This is a genomic window from Flavimaribacter sediminis (genome assembly GCF_019492055.1).
GTDB classification, from domain to species: domain Bacteria; phylum Pseudomonadota; class Alphaproteobacteria; order Rhizobiales; family Rhizobiaceae; genus Flavimaribacter; species Flavimaribacter sediminis.
Genome location: NZ_JAICBX010000002.1, coordinates 321,921 through 341,582, shown reverse-complemented (window position 1 = coordinate 341,582; position 19,662 = coordinate 321,921). Strand labels below are relative to the sequence as shown.

The 19,662-nt window shown below is 61.4% G+C and carries 18 protein-coding genes; 8 read left to right on the top strand and 10 right to left on the bottom strand.

Annotated features, from left to right (window positions below; all coding sequences use genetic code 11):
• The 4 genes from K1W69_RS09815 to K1W69_RS09800 all read left to right on the top strand — a co-directional run bounded on the left by K1W69_RS09815 (position 1) and on the right by K1W69_RS09800 (position 3,864).
• Positions 1-2,145, top strand: coding sequence for a GumC family protein (locus K1W69_RS09815; RefSeq protein WP_220228188.1), 2,145 nt, complete (start codon positions 1-3; stop codon positions 2,143-2,145).
• Positions 2,146-2,157: 12 nt separating this feature from the next.
• Complete coding sequence (locus K1W69_RS09810; RefSeq protein WP_220228187.1) at positions 2,158-2,517, top strand: VOC family protein; 360 nt, start codon at positions 2,158-2,160, stop codon at positions 2,515-2,517.
• Between the two features lie 82 nt (positions 2,518-2,599).
• On the top strand, positions 2,600-2,941 hold the full coding sequence (locus K1W69_RS09805; RefSeq protein ID WP_220228186.1) for an ArsR/SmtB family transcription factor: 342 nt from the start codon (positions 2,600-2,602) through the stop codon (positions 2,939-2,941).
• Positions 2,938-3,864 carry an SRPBCC family protein gene (locus K1W69_RS09800; RefSeq protein WP_220228185.1) on the top strand — a complete coding sequence of 309 codons (927 nt, stop codon included), beginning with the start codon at positions 2,938-2,940 and terminating at the stop codon, positions 3,862-3,864. Before K1W69_RS09805 ends, K1W69_RS09800 begins: the two co-directional genes overlap by 4 nt.
• A 37-nt stretch (positions 3,865-3,901) precedes the next feature.
• Here the strand turns inward: K1W69_RS09800 and K1W69_RS09795 are convergent, their stop codons facing one another.
• On the bottom strand, positions 3,902-4,435 hold the full coding sequence (locus tag K1W69_RS09795) for a GNAT family N-acetyltransferase (protein ID WP_220228184.1): 534 nt from the start codon (positions 4,433-4,435) through the stop codon (positions 3,902-3,904).
• Between the two features lie 5 nt (positions 4,436-4,440).
• The gene (locus K1W69_RS09790) at positions 4,441-5,010 is read right to left on the bottom strand and encodes a helix-turn-helix domain-containing protein (protein WP_220228183.1); all 570 of its coding nucleotides are present in this window, start codon (positions 5,008-5,010) and stop codon (positions 4,441-4,443) included.
• 91 nt (positions 5,011-5,101) lie between these two features.
• Between K1W69_RS09790 and K1W69_RS09785 the strand changes: the two genes are divergently transcribed.
• On the top strand, positions 5,102-5,677 hold the full coding sequence (locus tag K1W69_RS09785) for a helix-turn-helix transcriptional regulator (RefSeq protein WP_220228182.1): 576 nt from the start codon (positions 5,102-5,104) through the stop codon (positions 5,675-5,677).
• A gap of 51 nt (positions 5,678-5,728) precedes the next feature.
• Positions 5,729-6,334 (top strand): HD domain-containing protein, encoded by a 606-nt coding sequence (locus K1W69_RS09780; RefSeq protein ID WP_220228181.1) that lies wholly within the window; start codon positions 5,729-5,731, stop codon positions 6,332-6,334.
• Here the strand turns inward: K1W69_RS09780 and K1W69_RS09775 are convergent.
• A complete protein-coding gene (locus tag K1W69_RS09775) occupies positions 6,311-7,507 on the bottom strand; it encodes an oxidoreductase (protein ID WP_220228180.1) in 1,197 nt (398 codons plus the stop codon). The genes K1W69_RS09780 and K1W69_RS09775 overlap by 24 nt on opposite strands.
• Positions 7,508-7,696: 189 nt before the next feature.
• On the opposite strand from K1W69_RS09775, the gene folD reads away from it, so the two are divergent.
• Positions 7,697-8,596: a bifunctional methylenetetrahydrofolate dehydrogenase/methenyltetrahydrofolate cyclohydrolase FolD gene (gene folD / locus K1W69_RS09770; protein WP_220228179.1), complete on the top strand. Its 900-nt coding sequence runs from the start codon at positions 7,697-7,699 to the stop codon at positions 8,594-8,596.
• Between the two features lie 3 nt (positions 8,597-8,599).
• Here the strand turns inward: folD and edd are convergent, their stop codons facing one another.
• The 6 genes from edd to aceA form a co-directional block, all read right to left on the bottom strand.
• Positions 8,600-10,417: a phosphogluconate dehydratase gene (gene edd, locus K1W69_RS09765; RefSeq protein ID WP_220228178.1), complete on the bottom strand. Its 1,818-nt coding sequence runs from the start codon at positions 10,415-10,417 to the stop codon at positions 8,600-8,602.
• A gap of 41 nt (positions 10,418-10,458) precedes the next feature.
• Positions 10,459-11,160: a 6-phosphogluconolactonase gene (gene pgl / locus K1W69_RS09760; protein WP_220228177.1), complete on the bottom strand. Its 702-nt coding sequence runs from the start codon at positions 11,158-11,160 to the stop codon at positions 10,459-10,461.
• A 12-nt stretch (positions 11,161-11,172) separates the two neighbouring features.
• Positions 11,173-12,648, bottom strand: coding sequence for a glucose-6-phosphate dehydrogenase (zwf, locus tag K1W69_RS09755; protein WP_220228176.1), 1,476 nt, complete (start codon positions 12,646-12,648; stop codon positions 11,173-11,175).
• 157 nt (positions 12,649-12,805) lie between these two features.
• Positions 12,806-14,293 (bottom strand): glutamine synthetase family protein, encoded by a 1,488-nt coding sequence (locus tag K1W69_RS09750; RefSeq protein ID WP_220228175.1) that lies wholly within the window; start codon positions 14,291-14,293, stop codon positions 12,806-12,808.
• A gap of 146 nt (positions 14,294-14,439) precedes the next feature.
• A complete protein-coding gene (locus K1W69_RS09745; RefSeq protein WP_220228174.1) occupies positions 14,440-14,676 on the bottom strand; it encodes an SMc00767 family acetate metabolism repressor in 237 nt (78 codons plus the stop codon).
• 83 nt (positions 14,677-14,759) lie between these two features.
• Entirely contained in the window at positions 14,760-16,049 is a 1,290-nt protein-coding gene (aceA, locus tag K1W69_RS09740) for an isocitrate lyase (RefSeq protein ID WP_220228173.1), read from the bottom strand.
• 229 nt (positions 16,050-16,278) lie between these two features.
• Here aceA and K1W69_RS09735 point away from each other — a divergent pair, with 229 nt between their 5' ends.
• Positions 16,279-17,700 (top strand): helix-turn-helix domain-containing protein, encoded by a 1,422-nt coding sequence (locus tag K1W69_RS09735; protein ID WP_220228172.1) that lies wholly within the window; start codon positions 16,279-16,281, stop codon positions 17,698-17,700.
• A gap of 12 nt (positions 17,701-17,712) precedes the next feature.
• On the opposite strand, the gene K1W69_RS09730 is transcribed toward K1W69_RS09735, so the two are convergent.
• Positions 17,713-19,599: an AsmA family protein gene (locus tag K1W69_RS09730; protein WP_220228171.1), complete on the bottom strand. Its 1,887-nt coding sequence runs from the start codon at positions 19,597-19,599 to the stop codon at positions 17,713-17,715.
• Positions 19,600-19,662: the final 63 nt, after the last annotated feature.

Below are 19,662 nucleotides of genomic sequence, written 5' to 3'. Positions count from 1 at the left end.
ATGACCGACCCCCAGGAGGGCAAGAGGAAACATTATGCCCGTTCGTTGCTGAACGCGTCGGACGACGATGTTCGTCCTGCGTCGCCGGCGCGATCACGCCTTCCCGACGCCGATCCTGGCGCGCGCAGCCCCGGAGAACCGACTGAAAATGTCGTCAGCCAAAGTGCTGCGCCCGTAGAGAACGCTCCGCGTGTTGACCGCTCGGAGACGATCCTGCAACGCATGCGCCGGGGACTGTCCCGGCTTTCGGAACCGGAAAAGCAGGACGCCCCATTGCGCGAAGACGAAGATGCTCGTACCGTCGCGGCGCATCGCCCGCCGATCGAGAGCGAACGTCCCGCAGCGGCCCGGACAGTTTTCGCGGAAAGGCGTCCCGTAACCGAGACAATACCGGAGCAGGCAGACATGGCGGCCAGCCAGAAACCGCTCGTGGATCCGGTCGTGCTGTTTCGTACGGTCTGGCGGTGGCGTCTGCTGGTGGTTCTGACCACCATTATCGGCGGCGTTCTCGGCGCGATGATCGCCTTGTCGACGCCGCATCAATATCTTGCGATTTCCCAGTTCGTCTACGATCCGCGCGAATTGCGTCTGACCGAGACGGATTTCCTGCCGCCGTCCTATTCTTCGGAATCGACGCTCGCCCTCGTCGACAGCCAGGTGCGCATCGTCAGTTCGGTCCCGGTTCTGGAAACCGTTGTCGCGGATCTAGATCTGACGAGCGATCCTGAATTCAACGGCAAGGGCGCGCCCGGATTCGGAAGCGTGCTCGGAACGCTCAGCCAATTGCTGTCCGGCAGCGAGGCTGAAGACTCCGAAAGCATGGTGATCGCCGTTCAGAACCTGGCGTCAGCCGTGAACGTGTATCGCGTGCCCAACACGTTTATCATCCACATCGCCGTCACCACCGAGGACCCGGTGATATCCGCAAACATCGCGAACGCGATTCTCGACGTCTACATCGAGAAGCGGCAGAGCGCGCAATCCGCTCTGTTCGAGCGCACTGCCGAAGCGATGACAAAGCAACTCGCCGATCTGCGCCGCGACGTTGAAATCGCAGAGCAGAAGGTGGAGCAGTACAAGGCGGAGCACGACATCGTCGGCGCCGGCGGCAGCCTTATCAACGATGAGCAGCTGGTGAAGCTGAATGAGCAACTGGCCGACATCCGCGCCCAGAAGGTCGAAATCCAGGCAAAGGCCGAAACGGCGCGCAATCTCAATGTCGACGAAATCCTGTCAGGCACGTCGTCGGAAATCCTGGAATCATCCACGATCGGAGAATTGCGCGCGGCCTACGCCGCATCCAAACGCAGTTTCGACGCGCTGACGACAAGCCTCGGTCCGCGGCATCCGCGGCGCGTCGCCGCCGCCCAGACCCTGGAAACGGCGCGCTCCGAAGTCAGCAACGAATTGCGACGCATCGTCTCCTCGACCCAGACCGAATTGCGACGCATTGTCCAGTCCGAGCAGCAACTGGCGGCGGATCTCGCCGTTCTCAAAAGCCGCCAGATGGACACCTCGGAAGACCTGGTGCGATTGCGGGAACTCGAACGCGAGGCAAACGCCACATCCGCAATCTACGAATCTTCGCTGAAGCGAACGCGCGAGACCCGTGAGCAACAGAACCTCAACACGAGCAATATCCGCATCGTCGCCGAAGCGACAACGCCCATCGATCCCGTAGGCCCGTCGCGAAAGCTGATTGCGATCGGAGGCGCGATGGCGGGATTGATCTTCGGGCTTGGCGTTGCAGTGCTGATCGGGCTCTACCGGGGCCTCGTGGCCAACAACGCCGGTTTGTTCTCCAAACAACAGCCGCGCCCGCAGGAAAACCAGCCTGTTCCCGTCAGCCCCCCCGTGAGACGCTCTGAAAGGGAAGAAATTATCGAGGCATACCGCAGGCCGGCCGCTGCTTCCGAGCCGGATCCTGAGCCGCAAAGCGTTGCTACACCGACCTATCCTGAGCAGCGTTATGATGACGAACCCGTCCAGGATCGGCAGGTCTCGCAGCCGATCGGGCAGGAGGATTACGGCACGGACGATCCGGACAAGATCAGGGAAGACATACGCGACCTGAAGGAAACGGTAGAACGATTCCGCAAGGCGCGCGAGGAAGCCCGGCGCAATCGCCGCGTGGCGCTTTTCTGACGGGCGTCCGCCATGACCGTCAAGCGCATCGTCACGAACTTCTACTCCGCCGATCCCGCCCGGGCGCGCGCCTTTTATGAAGACGTGCTTGGCCTCACAATGGTGATGGACAAGGGCTGGATCGTGACTTTCGTCTCGGAGACTCAGGAGCGATCAATGCCGCAGCTGTCGGTCGCCAGCGAAGGAGGATCGGGGACAGAACTCCCCGATGTTTCAATCGAGGTGGACGACGTCGACGCGGTTCTCGCCAGGGCGATCGCCGGAGGGTTCGATATTTTGTATGGGCCGGTCGACGAACCCTGGGGCGTACGACGTTTCTTCGTGCGGGACCCGCACGGCAAGGTCCTGAATATTCTGGCTCACAGCGCGTGAGATAGCATCCCTTCTCTCAAATGCTTAGCCTTTTGGCTAAGTTTTTCTTGCATTTCACTCACGCAGGGTGATAGTTAGCCATATGGCTAAGCATGATCCAGACCTCTCCCTCCTTTTCCACGCCCTGGCGGACCCGACCCGTCGATCGATTCTCACTCGGCTCGCCGCCGGGCCGGCGCCGGTGAGCGATCTGGCGGAGCCCACTGGGCTGCGGCTACCCACGGTCATGCGTCATCTCTCCGTAATGGAGGAGGCGGGATTGATCTCCACCTCCAAGGACGGACGGATACGCACATGCGCCATCGTTCCCCAAGCCCTGGATCCCGCGAGATCATGGCTCGAGGAACAGCGCGCAATATGGGAATCCCGGTTGGATCGCTTCGATGCATTCGTAATGCGCGTAATGAAGGAACAGGAAAAATGACACGCAACATTCTGTCGGACAGCGTAACCCAAACTGGGTCCGATGAGGGGAATGGCCGCTTTGCGACTCTCACATTTGAACGGGAAGCGGCTGCGCCGGTTGATACATTGTGGGAAGTCTGGACTGCGCCGGCCGCCAGGGCCGTCTGGGCTGCGCCGTCTGATAAGGTCACCGTGGAATTCCTGGAGGCCGATTTGAGAGCGGGCGGACGCGAGGTTTCGCTCTGCAGGGAAGAGGGTCAGCCGGATATCCGCTGCGAGTGCGGCTGGCTCGCGTTGCAGCCGTCGCAGCGCAGCGTCAACTATGAGATGATATCGTCCGAAGGCGAGATGCTTTCCGCCGCCCTCGTGACGGCGGATTTCTCCGGCGCGAACGATCGCAGCCGGCTGGTCGTAACGGTTCAGTTATCCTCGATGGAGAGAGACATGGAAGCCGGATACCGGGACGGTTTCGGCGCCGGACTGGACAGCCTTTCCGGCGCGGCTGAGCGGACCATGATTTTGCAGCGGGTGATCAAGGCGCCGCGATCCATCGTGTGGGGCGCCTGGATGAACAATGAAACGCTGCCGCAATGGTGGGGTCCGGACGGTTTCTCCTGTCGAACCACGAGGATTGATCTGCGTGAGGGCGGAGAGTGGGTGTTCGACATGATCGGGCCCGACGGCACAGTCTTCGCGAACCATCATCTTTACAGTGAGGTTCGGCCCGAAGAGAGGCTCGGCTATTCGTTGCATTGGGGCGAAAACGGACCGAAACACGCCGATGCCTGGGCGTCGTTCGAGGTGCAGGGCGGGTACACGAAAGTCACGCTGGGAATGGTTTTCAGCACGGCGGCCGAGTTTCAGCAGGCCAAAGGCTTCGGCGCCGTGGAACTGGGATTGCAGACACTGGGCAAACTGGAGCGTTTCGTCCAGGACCAGTGAACTTCATAGTCCTTCAATTCGATCGGCGGCCGGTATTTCAAAGCGCCTTGTACATGATCGTGGTCGGATGCAGACGGTTTTCGATCGGGTCAACGCAGAAATCCGGGATAATTCCGACTGTCTGGTAGCCCAAGGAGGCGTAGAGCGGCTCCGCCTTGTCGCCGGTGCGGGTGTCGAGCGTGATGAGGCTTCGGCCAAGTCGCTGGGCTTCGGTTTCCAGTTCGGCCATCAACGCCTTCGCAAGGCCGCGCCGCCGGAAGTCCGGATGGACCAGAAGCTTGGTCACCTCGGCGCGATGCGGCTGGTTGGGCGGTGTGTCGTAGTCGAGCTGGACCGTCCCCGCGACCCGCTCGTTTTCCATCGCCGCCCAGAGGACGCGTTTGCCGTTTGCAAGCGCCGGCGCGACCTTGTCCATCCAGAAGGCCGCGCTGTCTTCACGGCTGAACGGCAGGACGAAGTTGACGTTGGCGCCAGCATGGACGCAGGCGTGCAGCACGGTCGCGAAATCGTCGATGCGCCTCTCGAAATCGTCGACGGTCATTCTGGTTATTGCAGCGGTTTGCGTGGTCATGGCTCTCACACGATAAAAAGAAGATACTTCGCGCCCTGGTCCTCAGGCGTCTCGAAGGCGTTCGGTCCGGAAAGCTGGAATCGCAGGCAATCGCCGGAAACCAGATGATGACGTATTCCTGCGACGACGACCTCCAGTCTGCCATCCAGCATTACGAGGTGGTGTTCCAGGCCAGGGCGGGGCGGCGCGTCGTACTCGATGCGCGCTCCCGGGTCGATCTCGCATTCCAGCACCTCGCCCGCCAGCGCGCCTGCCGGCGGCGACACGGATCGTCTGCGAAATCCGATCTCCGGGTCGCGCCAGACAGGCTGGTCCGATCGCGCAAGCAGGGCCGCAAAGTCATCCTCGATCATCAGCATCAGGCGCGACATGGTGATGCCGAAGGCTGAACACAGGCGTCCAAGCGCGCTGGTCGTCGGACTGACCTCCGCTTTTTCAAGTCTTGAAAGCGTGGCTCGGCTGACGCCGCTGCGCGAGGCAAGCTCGTCCAGCGACCAACCTTTTTCGGTCCTTAACCCTTTCAGCCGTTGCGCAATCCGCAGGTCCGTGGACGCGTCATCAATAACATCGCTCATATAAGGGAATATTTCTCTCAAATGAGAAATTGTCAATTGCGACGACGCCAATTTCTTCGACATTGGCGCGCCCTGCATTATACTCGTTCGCATGTCTCAGATCCCACCTCTTCGCGCCGGCCGGATCGGCGGATCGCTTCGTCGCTGGCGCGTGCTCAACAAGGTCAAGCAATCGGCGCTGGCCGCTGATGTCGGCGTTTCACAGACCACGATTTCCCGTTGGGAGAGCGGCGCGTTGCTGCCGGAGAAGCGCCATGTCGGCCGCATCGTCAGTCTGTTGACGGCGCGCCCGGTGTCGGCGGCTGACAGCGCGCTTCTCGAACTGGTGTCGACCAGCGCCGAGCGGGTGCATCTGGTGTGCGACGTAAGCCATCGCCTGCTTGCGGCGTCTCCATCGCGCGCCGAGGACTGGCGGGACGGCGTCGCCGGATTTCTCGGCAAGTCGCTGTGGCGCTATGCATCGAAGGACATTGTCACGGCGGAGCAAAGACTGGGCGAAGACGGATGGGACGAACTGATCGCCGACGATGTCGAATTCGCGACCGAACGGATCGAGCATCCGGAACTGGTCATCCGGGCGGGAAGAATTCGCTGGACCCGCATAGCGCTGTCCGACGGCAGCTTCGCGCGCCTGGTGCGCGATGGTCCGTGCAAACTCGACGCATAATTTATTCCGCCTGTCGCGCTGGGGCGCCGCCGGCGTTAATGTAATCGCGACATGACGGAAATGGATACTGCGCGCATCAGGGGGATTATCGATTTCCTCCACCAGGCGGAACGGCTGAAGGACACACTGCGCAGCGGCGTGACGTCCGGTGGACGCGCCGAAAGCACTGCCGAGCACAGCTGGCGCCTGTGCCTTCTGGTGATGCTGTTCGAGAAGGAATTGCATGACGTCGATCTGCATCGGCTGATCAAACTCTGCATCGTTCATGATCTCGGCGAGGCGATTTCCGGCGACGTGCCGGCGATCCATCAGCGCGAAGACGACGATCGGGCGGCGCGTGAACGACGCGACCTCGTCGTGTTGTGTTCGCCATTGCCGGAGGATTTGAAGGCGGAAATCATCGCGCTCTGGGATGAATACAATGAAGCGTCAACGCCGGAGGCGGTTATGGCCAAGGGCTTCGACAAGCTGGAGACCATGCTTCAGCATGTGGTCGGGAAGAATGCGCCTGATTTCGACTATGAGTTCAACCTGACCTACGGGCTTTCTGCGACCGATCGCCATCCGCTCCTGAAGCAGATCCGCGCCCTGGTTGACGACGCAACGCGCGCGCGACGGGACGAGCAGTCATCTTCAGGGCAGCGGAAAAGCATCTAGCCAGGTCGCGACGCGCGCTCTGTCACGGGCTTCATAGAGACGCATCGCCTCGGCGGGGTCGATCTCCGGCGCGACCTCTTCGTCTTCAGCCAATGCCGAGAGGCGCATCGTATACCAGGACGTGATCTCGCCGGGACCTGTCTTTCCAAATCTCGGAAATTGCGGATCGGCCGGTTCGGGTGTTTTCCAGCGATCTGCAAGATTGGGCGCCAGCGCGAAAGCGCGCGCCATGCCGACAAGATCGACCGCGCCGGATGCCACGGCGTCGATCGCCTGCTCTCTTGTCTTGAAGCCGCCGGTCGCCATCAGCGGCTTGTCCGTCAGTTTCCGCGCCTGCCTTGCAAATTCGAGAAAATACGGGCCGGATGCGGCGCTGTCGGAGCTGGCTTTAGCGCCCGGAAAATAGGTTCCGCCGCTGATATCGATCAGATCCAGCGATGTGGAATCAAGGCGTTCCACCACCTCCAGCGACTCCACGTCTGTCAGTCCCCCATCCAGCCCGTCGGTGGCGTTGAGCTTGACCGCCACGGGAAAATCCGGTCCGACCGCCTGTCGCGTGCTTTCAATGATGTCGACAAGGATGCGGCTACTGGCGCTGACCGATCCGCCGAATGCGTCGCTGCGGCGATTGAAAAGAGGTGAGAGGAACTGGCTGAGCAAAAACCCGTGCGCGGCGTGGATCTGCACGCCGCCGAATCCGAACGTCCTGGCAAGCGCCGCGGCCTGCGCAAATTCCTCCGGAAGCCGTCTGATCGCCGCACCGGACAGTTCGTCGCAGACCAGTCCCGGCAGGTCGAGAGCGCTCGGTCCCGCCGGTCGGCTGGTCGGGGGATACGCCAAGGCGCCAGCATGACCGAGTTGCAGCCATAGTTGCGCGTCGCACGTCTGCGCCCTTCGCGCCAGGTCGGCAAAAAGCCTGTTGTTTGATGCGGCGTTGAGCACGAGGTTGCCCGGCTTTTCCGCAAAATGCGGATTGATCTGGGCCTCGCCGACAATCGAGAGGCCAAGTCCGCCTTCAGCCCATCTCTCATAGAGCCGGACTTGTTGCGGCGTGGGGTCGCCGCGCCCGTCGCCGAGCGAATCGGACATGGCGGATTTCGCCAAACGGTTCTTGAGAATGCGTCCGCATGGCAGCGTGACGGGATCGAAGAGACAGGAAGGGGAAGGGCGCATAGGAGCACTCTATAGCCGGCGGGCGACTGTTTAGAAGTCGGGAAGGCGTGAAATCGTGCATGAAACGCCGTTTCTCGACCATTTTCCCGGCTGTAAATCTGCACACTGCGGCGGCGTGACGGCTTGCGCTTGCCGCGTCAGCGACGTAAGCGACAGGCGCGCCACAGCAAGTTGCAAGGGGAGAGCAGAATGGCCACGGTGATAGACGGCAAGGCGGTCGCGGCGGAAGTGATCGAAACGGTCAAGAACGCATCGCAGACGTTGCAGACAGAGACCGGCGTGACGCCGGGCATAGCGGTGGTGATTGTCGGCGAGGATCCGGCAAGCCAGGTCTATGTCGCCTCCAAGGGGCGCAAGGCGCGCGAGTGTGGATTCCATTCGGTGGAACACACGCTGCCGGAATCGACCAGCGAAGCTGACCTGCTCAGGCTCGTCGAGGATCTCAACAACGATCCGTCGATCCACGGTATTCTGGTTCAGCTCCCTCTGCCCTCGCATATCGACGAAAGCCTGGTGATCCAGAAAATCAGTCCCGAAAAGGATGTCGATGGCTTTCACGTCATCAATACAGGCAAATTGACAGTCGGCGACATCGATGAGGCTTTTGTGTCCTGTACGCCGGCCGGCTCCATGCTGCTGATCGAGCGCGTGCGGGGCGGGGACCTGTCCGGTCTCAACGCGATCGTCATCGGGCGGTCCAACATCGTCGGCAAGCCCATGGCGAGCCTGCTCCTCGCCGCCAATGCGACGGTCACCGTCGGACACAGCCGTACGCCGGATCTGCCGGCTGCCTGCCGCAACGCCGATATCGTGGTCGCGGCCGTCGGCCGACCCGAAATGGTGAAGAAGGACTGGATCAAGCCGGGCGCAACGATCATCGACGTCGGCATCAATCGCATCCCGGCGCCCGAGCGCGGCGAAGGCAAGACGCGCCTCGTCGGCGACGTCGCCTATGAGGAATGTTCGGAAGTCGCCGGCGCGATTACGCCAGTGCCGGGCGGGGTCGGACCGATGACGATCGCCATGCTGATGGCCAATACAGTCGTTTCCGCCTACCGTGCGGCCGGGCGCACGCCGCCGAAGTTCTGATACTCAGTACAGAACGCTGGCGCCCTGGTCGGCCGGACCTGCGGCGGCCCTGAGATTGGCGAACAGTTCCCGGCCCATGCCGTAGCTGCTTTCCGTCAGATCGGCGGTCTCAGGCGCGCGCTTGTCGAACTCCGCGTGATCGACAAGCACTTCCAGCGTGCCCGCGGTCGCGTCGAGCCGGATGATGTCGCCTTCGCGGATCCTCGCGATCGGGCCGCCGTCGACTGCTTCCGGCGTCAGGTGGATCGCCGCCGGAACCTTGCCGGAGGCGCCGGACATGCGTCCGTCGGTGACAAGCGCCACCTTGTGGCCGCGATCCTGCAGCACGCCGAGCGGCGGCGTCAGCTTGTGCAGTTCGGGCATGCCCATGGCCTTTGGTCCCTGGAAACGCACCACGGCGACGAAATCGCAATCCAGGTGGCCGGCCTTGAAGGCGTCCTGCAGGTCCTTCTGGCTGTCGAAGATTTTCGCAGGAGCCTCGATCACCCGGCGTTCGGGTTTCACGGCGGAAATCTTGATGACCGACTTGCCGAGATTGCCGCTCAGCATTTTCAGACCGCCATTCGGCTGAAACGGTTTGTCGATCGTAGAGAGCACCTTGTCGTCGCCGCTTTTCGCGGCGGCCGGTTCGCGCCGCACAGCGCCGTCTTCTGTTAGCCTTGGCTCGCTCGCATAGGCCGCCATGCCCTCTCCCCAGACGGTCCTGACGTCGTCGTGCAGCAGTCCGCCTGCCAGCAACTGTCCGATGAGGAACCCCATGCCGCCGGCGGCATGGAAATGGTTCACATCGGCCGGGCCATTGGGATAGACGCGGGCAAGCAGCGGCACGATGTCCGACAGCTCGGAAATATCTTCCCAGCTCAGGTGAATGCCCGCCGCGCGCGCCATGGCGATCAGATGCAGGGTGTGATTGGTGGATCCGCCCGTTGCGTGCAGGCCGACAAGACCGTTGACCACGCTGCGTTCGTCGAACATGACGCCCGCCGGCGTGTATTCGTTGCCGAGCGCGGTAATCGCCAGCGCCCGTTTTGCGGCTTCTTTCGTCAGGGCGTCGCGCAGCGGCGTGCCGGGATTGATGAAGGAGGCGCCGGGCAGGTGAAACCCCATGATCTCCATTAGCATCTGGTTGGAATTGGCGGTGCCGTAGAAGGTGCAGGTGCCCGGGCCGTGGTAGGATTGCGACTCGCATTCCAGCAGTTCCGCGCGACCCACCTTGCCTTCGGCGTAAAGTTGGCGAATGCGAACTTTCTCTTCGTTGGGAAGGCCTGACGTCATCGGCCCTGCGGGAATGAAGACGGCTGGAAGATGGCCAAAGGTCAGGGCCGCGATAACCAGACCCGGAACGATCTTGTCGCAGACGCCGAGAAAGGCGGCCGCGTCGAACATGTTGTGCGATAGCCCAACGGCCGCTGACATGGCGATCACATCGCGCGAAAACAGCGACAGATCCATGCCCGGCTGACCTTGCGTAACCCCGTCGCACATGGCGGGCACGCCGCCGGCGACCTGTGCGACGCCACCCGCGTCGCGCGCGGCGGCCCGGATCAGATCGGGAAAATGTTCGAATGGCTGATGCGCCGACAGCATGTCGTTGTAGGCGGTGATGATCCCGAGATTCGGCACGGCGTCGCCGGCAAGCGCGTCCTTGTCCGACAGGCCGCAGGCGGCGAATCCATGGGCGAGGTTGCCACAGGACAACTCGGTGCGGTGCGGCCCTTCGCGCCCGGCCTTTTCGATGCGTTCGAGATAGATTTCTCTGCTTGCGCGCGAGCGCTCGACAATTCGTTCAGTGATGCGCGTTATGTCGTTTCGTGCAGCCATTTCTGTCCTGCCAGGTTGGCGGTTAGAATTGTGGTTCCGGCCTATGGCGCCCAGTAAAGCTGGACTGAAGGCGCGTCTGAATTGAATATGGCGCGGATCGGCATCTCTTCCACCGCTTCGCCTGCAAGCGCCTGGTCGAGCGTCTCTTTTTTGTCAGCGCCTTCGATGTGCAACACCAGCAGACGCGCTCCGGCGATGCGGGGCAGCGTCAGCGTCAGTCGCGGCTCGGGCACGCCTGTGCCCTCGGCCGCCATGACCGGCTTTTCCTGGGTCGGCGACGTCAATTCGGGCAGGCCCTCATTTCCGGGAAACCATGAGGCCGTGTGTCCGTCGGCGCCCATCCCCAGTATCGCGACATCGATGGCGTCGCCCGCCTGTTCCAACTGCCGGGATGCTTGCCTTGCCGCTTCGACAGGCGTCTCCGCATTGTTGTAGAGCGGAATGAAGTGCGCCGGGGCGGCGGCGTTCTGCAGCAGGCACGCCGCCACAAGCCGGTGATTGGACCGGTCGTGTGAAGGCGGAACGAAGCGCTCGTCGACAAGCGTCACTGTGACCTTGCTCCAGTCGATCTCCTCGACGCTCAGCGCCTTGAACAGTTCGCGCGGCGTCGAGCCGCCGGAGACTGCAAGCAACGCCCGGCCTCTGAGTTCAATGGCGTCTGACAACGCCGTCGCAATACGGTTTGAAAGCGCCTGCGCAAGGGCCTCCCGGTCTTCAAATTCGTGCGGTTCTGGCTGGTTCATTGAATTCAGACGTCAGTTGCTCTCATGCCAGGTGCGGCCGTCTCTTTCTATCAGGGCGATGGATTGCGTTGGACCGGAGGTGCCCGCCGTATAGCTGTGGCTCGTCTGGGCGGTTTCCTCCCAGGCCTTCAATATCGGATCGATCCAGCGCCATGCCGCCTCGACCTCGTCGCGGCGCATGAACAGGGTCTGGTTGCAGCGTACGACATCCATGAGCAGGCGTTCATAGGCGTCCGGATTGCGGACGCCGAAGGCTTCGGCGAAGCTCATGTCCAGCGGCACGTGGCGCAACCGCATGCCGCCGGGCCCGGGATCCTTGATCATGATCCATTGCCGTACGCCTTCGTCCGGCTGCAATCGGATGACCAGCTGGTTGGCGATCACCCTGCCGGCGCTCTGGTCGAAGATGGAATGTGGTATCGGCTTGAAGGCGATGACGATTTCGGAAACGCGCTGGCCCAGGCGCTTGCCGGTTCTGAGATAAAACGGCACGCCGGCCCAGCGCCAGTTCAGGATCTCGGCCTTGATCGCGACGAATGTCTCCGTATTCGAGGTCTTGTCGCCGAGTTCGTCGAGATAACCCTTGACGGCGCCGCCGGCCGAGGCGCCCGCCCGATACTGGCCGCGCACCGTCAGCTTTTCGGCGTTGTTCTGATCGATCGGGCTCAACGCTCTCAGAACCTTGAGTTTCTCGTCCCGCACGGCCTCCGCGTCCATTGAAGGCGGCGCTTCCATGGCGACAAGGCAGAGCAGTTGCATCATGTGGTTCTGCACCATGTCGCGCAGGGCGCCCGCCTTGTCGTAATAGCCTGCCCGTCCTTCAAGGCCCACTTCCTCGGCGACGGTGATCTGGACGTGGTCGACATGCGCAGAGTTCCACAAAGGTTCGTAGAGCGCGTTGGCGAAACGAAGGGCCATGAGATTCTGGACCGTTTCCTTGCCCAGATAATGGTCGATGCGAAAAATCTGTTCTTCGTCGAAAACCCGGCCGATCGTGTCGTTGAGTTCGTGCGCCGACGCCAGGTCGCGGCCGATCGGTTTTTCCACCACAACGCGGGTTTGCGCGTTGACCAGCGCGTGCTTTGCGATCTGTTCGCAGATATCGCCAAAGAGTGATGGCGCGACGGCGAGATAAAAGGCGCGAATGCAGTTTTCACCGCCTTCGAGCACTTTGCCGAGTTTGTCCCAGCCCCGGTCGGAGTTTGCGTCGACAGAAACATATTGCAGCCGTTTCAGGAAGTCGCCGACCTCCTTGTCGTCGAATTCGCCGGGTTTGAGGTGCTTCGCCAGCGCCTCGCTGGCGAAATTGCGGTAGGCCTCGGTGTCCATTTCCGAGCGCGATGCCCCGATGATCCGGGTTGGTTCAGTCAGCTGACCGGCGATCTGGCGATGATAGAGCGCAGGCAGCAGCTTCCTCTCGGCCAGGTCGCCCGTGCCGCCAAACACGACGTAGTCAAAGGGATCAACGGGGATAGTCTGGCTGCTCATGACGAATTCCGACTGTTCGGGGGATATCCATGGTGCTTTAATCTAATCGATTTAAAAAGACCAGATCGAATTTGTGAACTCTCTGTGTCAGCGCCTCTAATCCAGGGCGGCCGGCGCTCGAATGAAGGCTCGCCGCATTGCTTCGAGGGTCGCCATGTCAGGCGTTGAGCAGCAAATATTGCCGCTCCCACGGGCTGATGACCCGCATGAACGTTTCGAACTCGCCGCGTTTGACGCCGGCATAGTTGCCGATGAACTCCGCGCCCAGGACTTCGGCGAAGGCGGGTTCGCTTTCCAGCAAGGCGACGGCCTCGAGAAGTCCTCTCGGCAGATCGACTGTCGTTCCCTCATTGGCGGTGTGCGACGTCGGGTTGCCGGGCTCCAGTTCCTGCATCATGCCGAGATAACCGCAGGCAAGCGATGCGGCGAGCGCCAGATACGGATTGGCGTCCGAAGACGGCAGGCGGTTTTCGACGCGCCGCGCCGCCGGTTCGGAGTTCGGAATCCGGAAAGCGGTGGTGCGGTTGTCGTATCCCCATGCGGTGTTGACCGGGCAGGCCATTTCAGGCGTGAGCCGCCGGTAGGAATTCACGTAGGGCGCCATCATTACCAGCGCTTTCGGGATGAAGTGCTGCATGCCGCCGATGAACGAGAAAAAGCGCGGTGAGGCAGACCCGTCCGGATTGCAGAAGATATTGGCGCCGCTTTTTGCGTCGATGATCGATTGGTGAATGTGCATCGCCGAGCCGGCCTGGCCCTGCATCGGCTTGGCCATGAAGGTTGCGTAGATGCCGTGCTTGAGGGCCGCCTCACGCAGTGTGCGCTTGAACATGAAGACCTGGTCGGCGAGCTCCACCGGATCGCCATGGCGCAGATTGATCTCGAGCTGGGCCGGGCCTTCCTCATGGATGAGCGTATCGATTTCGAGGCCCTGCGCTTCCGAGAAATGGTAGATGTCGTCGATGAGCTCGTCGAATTCATTGACGCCGGCGATGGAATAGGCCTGACCGCCGGCGATCGTCCGACCGGACCGTCCGACAGGCGGCTGAAGCGGATTGTCGGGATCGTTGTCGATCGCGATCAGATAGAACTCTATCTCGGGCGCGACGACGGGCTTCCAGCCCTGCTCATTGTAGAGGCGCAGCACGCGTTTGAGAACATTGCGCGGCGTATACTCGACAGCCTGGCCGTTGGTGTCGACGATGTCGCAGATCACCTGCGCTGTCGGGTCCGATTCCCAGGGAACGGCGGACAGGGTTGTCAGATCGGGCACAAGCTTGAGGTCGCCGTCGCGCGGATCGTAGCGGAAATTGCCGGTTTCCTCCGGATATTCGCCGGAAATCGTCTGTCGATAGAGCGCCGAGGGCAGCGACAGCGACGTATTGGACGTGAATTTGGACGACGGCATCATCTTTCCGCGCGGTATGCCGGCGAGATCGGGCGTGATGCATTCGATATCTTCTATTCCGCGCCAATTGAGCCATTCGCGAACCTGCTTCCAGCTCTTCACGCCGCGCACATTGTCCAGATAGCCTGGTTTGCTGCGGCTTTTTTTGGGTCTCAGTGAGCGTGGGTGGAGAGGGTCCTCCGAATTGTCGGGCAGATTCTGCTCGTTGGAAATGTTCTTCTTGTCCTCATGCCGCATGGGGTCCTCGACGGTATCGCTTTCCTTTGCCGAAACGGTTCAGGAATCTGATAACACGAAAAGGCCGCCGAGGAGAGGGGGCAGATAGCTTCCCTCATTCGGCGGCCTTTTCAGCAGTTCGCGAAGTGCGAAGCTGCCCTCCCAGATTATTTACCCTGCGTGACGATCACCGGAATAAGCAGGTCGCCCCAGTTGCCGTCGCCGCCATGATGACGGGCGGAGCGGACGAGTTCGACCGACACGCCTGCGTCCACGGCTTTCATCACGGACTGGTTGAGCCTGTGCAGGTCGTTGGCGACCATGCGGATCAGGGTCTGCTGATCTGCGCTCATGGCGGAAGACTGTTCTTCTGCCCGTTCCTTGACGCGTGTCTGCGGTGCCATTTCGGTACTCCTTTTCTGGCGTATGCAGATGACGGAAGCTCCGTCGGGGTGAAGGAGGGCGTTTCCCGCGCCCTCCGTGGTATTTATTCGGCGGCCGGCCGGAACTGCGCGGTTTCAGTCGATTCGCCCATGGCTGTGGTCGAGGACTGTCCTCCGGTGATGGCCATCGAGACTGCGTCGAAATAGCCGGTGCCGACTTCGCGCTGGTGCTTGGTCGCCGTGTAGCCATTGGCTTCGCCGGCGAATTCCGCTTCCTGCAGTTCCGAGTAGGCGGCCATCTGACGATCCTTGTAGCCGCGCGCCAGTTCGAACATGCCGTAGTTGAGCTGGTGGAAACCGGCGAGCGTGATGAACTGGAACTTGTAGCCCATGGCGCCCAGTTCGCGCTGGAATTTGGCGATCGTCGCGTCGTCCAGATTTTTCTTCCAGTTGAACGAAGGCGAGCAGTTATAGGCCAGCATCTTGCCCGGATGGGCTTTGTGAACGCCTTCGGCGAAGCGCTTTGCCTGCTCCAGGTCCGGCTTGGAGGTTTCACACCAGATCAGGTCGGCGTGCTCGGCATAGGCGATGGCGCGCGCGATGCAGGAATCCAGGCCGTTTTTGACGGTATAGAAGCCTTCCGCAGTGCGGCCGGCGTCGTAATCGACGAAAGGCTGGTCGCGCTCGTCGATGTCCGATGTCAGCAACTTCGCGGCTTCTGCGTCGGTGCGGGCGATCACCAGCGTCGGCGTTCCCATGACGTCGGCGGCCAGACGGGCTGCGTCGAGATTGCGAATGTGGGCTGCCGTCGGGATCAGGACCTTGCCGCCGAGATGGCCGCATTTCTTTTCCGAGGCGAGCTGATCTTCATAGTGTACGCCGGCGGCGCCTGCTTCGATATAAGCCTTCATCAGTTCGAAGCTGTTCAGGGGGCCTCCGAAGCCGGCTTCCGCGTCAGCGACGATCGGGGCGAACCAGGTGTCGACCGAAAGACCGTTGCCTTCGGACGTCTCGATCTGGTCGGCCCGCTGCAGGGTGCGGTTGATGCGCTTGGCCAGTTCCGGACCGGCGTTGGCCGGATAAAGCGACTGGTCGGGGTACATGGCGGACGCGGTGTTGGCGTCGGCGGCGACCTGCCAACCGGAGAGATAGATGGCCTTCAGGCCGGCGCGGACCATCTGCATGGCCTGGTTGCCGGAGAGGGCGCCCAGCGCATTGACGAAGTCTTCGTCCTGAATGAGCTGCCAAAGACGGTTTGCGCCCATTTCGGCCAGGGAATATTTGATCTGGACCGAACCGCGCAGCCGCTGCACATCGGCAACGGAGTATGGACGTTCGATGCCGTCGAAACGGCCTTCAGGCGCTGAAGGAACCAAGTTGTAAAAATCAGTCATAGCTTGCTCCGCTACTTCTTTGCTTCATCAGGTCTGGAGTGACCAGTGATCAATTTCGATGTGACTGCATTTACATCGCAACGCACAAAACGCCAGAAAATTCCCGGAAACGTGGGCGATAATCGGGTCACAGTGTTGATATTTTGACAAAGTACGATTGTAAATTTGTAAAAATTGTAATAGCGACAATGGGCGTCGGAACTGTCAAGTCTTGTAAAAAGGTGTAAAATTGGCAGAACAGAAGATATTCGCCGGTCCACGGCTGCGTCGCGTGCGCAACGAACTCGGCCTTACCCAGACGGCCATGGCCGAGGAACTCGGCATTTCGCCGTCCTATCTCAACCTGATTGAACGGAACCAGCGGCCGCTGACGGTCCAGCTGCTGATCAAATTGTCTTCCGTCTACAAGCTCGATCTGGAGGAGCTGCAGGGCGAAGCAACGGTGACCGTCACGGCGTTGAAGGAGGTCTTTACCGATCCCATGCTCGCCGATGAACTGCCGGGCGACCAGGAACTGATCGAAGTTGCGGACGCCGCGCCCAACGCGGCGTCGGGGTTCATCAAGCTCTATCGCGCCTACAAGGAATCGCAGTCGCGGCTTTCGGACCTGTCGGATCTTTTGGCGAGCGAGGGACGCTCCACATCTGTTTCAAGCGCCCGGCTGCCTGTGGACGAGGTGCGCGAAGCATTCGAGGGACGACCCAACTACTTCGAGAAGATCGAAGTTGCGGCGGAGGCCTTCGCCGCTGACAATATTTCCGGCGACGATCCGGGGTCGTCGCTGAAAGACTGGCTGAAGCGCGAACACGGTATTGTCGTCCGGCTGCTGCCTGTCCACACCATGCCCAACTGGCGAAGGCGGTTCGACCGGCATTCCATGCGGCTTTTCCTGTCCGAGCGGCTGTCTCCCCCGGACCAGCTTCGCGAAATGGCGGTCGAGGCCAGCCAGCTCGCCATGCGGGAAATCGTGCAAAAGGAACTCGACGATTTCGGTTTCGCCACGGACGAGGCGCGTCGCCTCGGACGCTTCGAGATCGCGCGTTATGCGGCGCATGCCCTACTGATGCCCTACAATGCGTTCCAGTCGGCGGCTGTTCGCGCGCGCTACGATATCGACGTCCTGTGCTCGCGCTTCCGGGTTTCCTGGGAGCAGGCGGCCAATCGCCTGACGATGCTGCAACGACCAGGCGCTGCAGCCATACCGTTTTTCATGCTGGAAATAGACAATGCCGGAAACCGGTTCAGGCGCGCCGGCGCGAGGGGGTTTCCACATTCAAGATTCGGCGGCGCTTGTCCGAAGCTCAACATCCACGCAGCCTTTAGCCAGCCGGGCCAGGTCTTCGTTGAGGCCGTCGAGATGCCGGACGGGGCGGAGTTCCTCACCGTTTCGAGAACGCTGGAAGGTCCGCGGGGCGCATTCAACGAGCGCGTGCGCCGGACCGCATTGATGATCGGCTGCGATATCGGTTTCAAGGACGATGTCGTCTACGGCGCTGCGGCGTCCGCTCCCGGCCTTCCGCCGATGCCGATCGGCCCGTCATGCAGGCTGTGCGAACGCCAGGCCTGCCCTGCGCGCGCCGAGCCGCCGCTCACGCGCCCCTCGGGGCTGGACGAGATGGTTACAGGGCTCAGCGCCTTCGATTACCAGTAAGGTGTTGCGTCTCTACGGCATGAAGATCGGCGAAATAACCGGCCTTGGCCAGGATCCGCCAACGAAGAAACGGGTCTCCGCCGGCGGATCGCCTGCTTCGGCGTTCTCTGACGCAGGCGGGCCTTCCGTCAACGTGCCGACCAGCGCCAGTCCGCCGCGCGCGTAAGGAATTACGCCGGTCAGTTCTATCGTGGCGTTGGCGGAAACGATTTGGCCGGATTTCACCAGCGCCTGCCCGTTGGAAAGATCGACATCGATCTCGGCCGTTTGAAAGGCCAGCGATCCGTCGGCCACCGTGCTGATGTCGAAAAACTGCTCGCTCGTGGCGCGCTTCTTGAATTCCTCCAGATTGAAGGCGGGAATGGCGCCGTTGGCGATTGAAAGCTTGAATTTGCCGTCAAGATCTGTGGCCGCCGTCGCCCAGGCCGGGTAGCGGGAGGCGAGGTTGATGTCGAAGGAAGCCTGCCCCTGCAGAATGGGGCCGCCATAGTTCAAGGCGTTCAGCGCCTGTTCGAGATTGATGTCTCGACCGGAAAACTTGATCCCGCCTCCGCCTTCGATGCCCTTTTCCGCGAGCATGATGCGGCCAAGCAGGCGGCCGCCATAGGCCGTCGCATCACCGACGTCGAAGGTGGCGCGACCGTCGGCGATGCGTCCGGCGGCGGCGACATTGGCGAGATTGAGCGGTCCAAGAGTGGCGGATTGCGCGGAAAGGCGCAGATCAAGCGAAAGCTGATGGAGAAAGGACGTGTCGATGGTGCTCGAAATGTCGTCGCCGGACTGTGGCAGCGGCGTGAACGCGCGCAGGAAGGACATGATGTCGAGCGTGCTGAAGGCCAGGGTGCCCGAGACGCCGGGTTTCTGCTCGTCGGAATATTCAATATCCAGCACGCCGATGCCGCGATTGCCCTCCAGTTCCAGGATCAGTTTGTCGAGGATGGACCGGCCGCGCTGTATCTGAACTTCCGCGTCCAGCGAAACTGCGCCCAGCGCCTCTCCGGGTTTGATCTTCGTGCCGGCCCATTCCAGCAGCAATCGCATCGACGTGCTCTGCATATTGAGCTTGCCGCCGAAAAACGGTTTGTCCGAAAGGTTGGCCGTGCCGTCGAATGAGAACGACAGAGGCGTGGAAACCATCTGCAGATCGATCGGCGCCGTCTGCCGCGAAAGCAGCGCCAGCGGCTTGTCGGATACGACGGTCAATGCAATCGCCTCGCCGCGGATGATGCCCTTGACGCTGCCGCGCAACTGGCTGTTAAGGCGAGGCCAGCTGATCGTTCCGTTGATCGCGGTTACCTTTTCCTCGACGCCAGCCGGACTGTTCGTCCAGGACAGGGTTCCGTCCTGGATCGTGACATCGCCGAGCCGGTAGTCGGGAACCGGCATGGATTTGGCGTCGACGTCGCCGGCCGCCGCCTCGCTTTTGGCGATCGTGGCGGCGACGGCTTCGGCTATGCGCCCTGTGCTGCTGTACCATGGCGTTCGCCCGTCGGGCAGCCTCTCGACCCGCATGACGGGTCGCACCATGATGAAGTTCGAGAAGCTTGGATCGCCGGTCAGAGCCGACAGGATGCTGAAATCCGCCTTGATCTCGTCGGCGTAGAGGATCGGTTCCGCGTCATTCGTCAGTTGCGATGTGATGCTGACCCGGTTCAGGTCGATATGGGGAACCGGCCAGAAACCGATCTCCGGCCTGTCGATGAGCTCGACCTGATGGCCGGTCCATTCGGAAATCTCTCTTTCCAGCCTGTCCTTCACCAGATCCGTCGAGATGGCGTATGGCAGCGCGATGCCGCTGACAATCGCCAGGATCACCGCAATGATGATTGCCGCGACGATCCAGCGAATCCAACCAGTACGGCGTGAACCGGTTTCTTCCAACTCGACGAGATCCTCCATACATGAATGAAATCAGGGGTAAAGCCTGCTGCAAGGAATTGCAAACACTCAATATTCACTCAT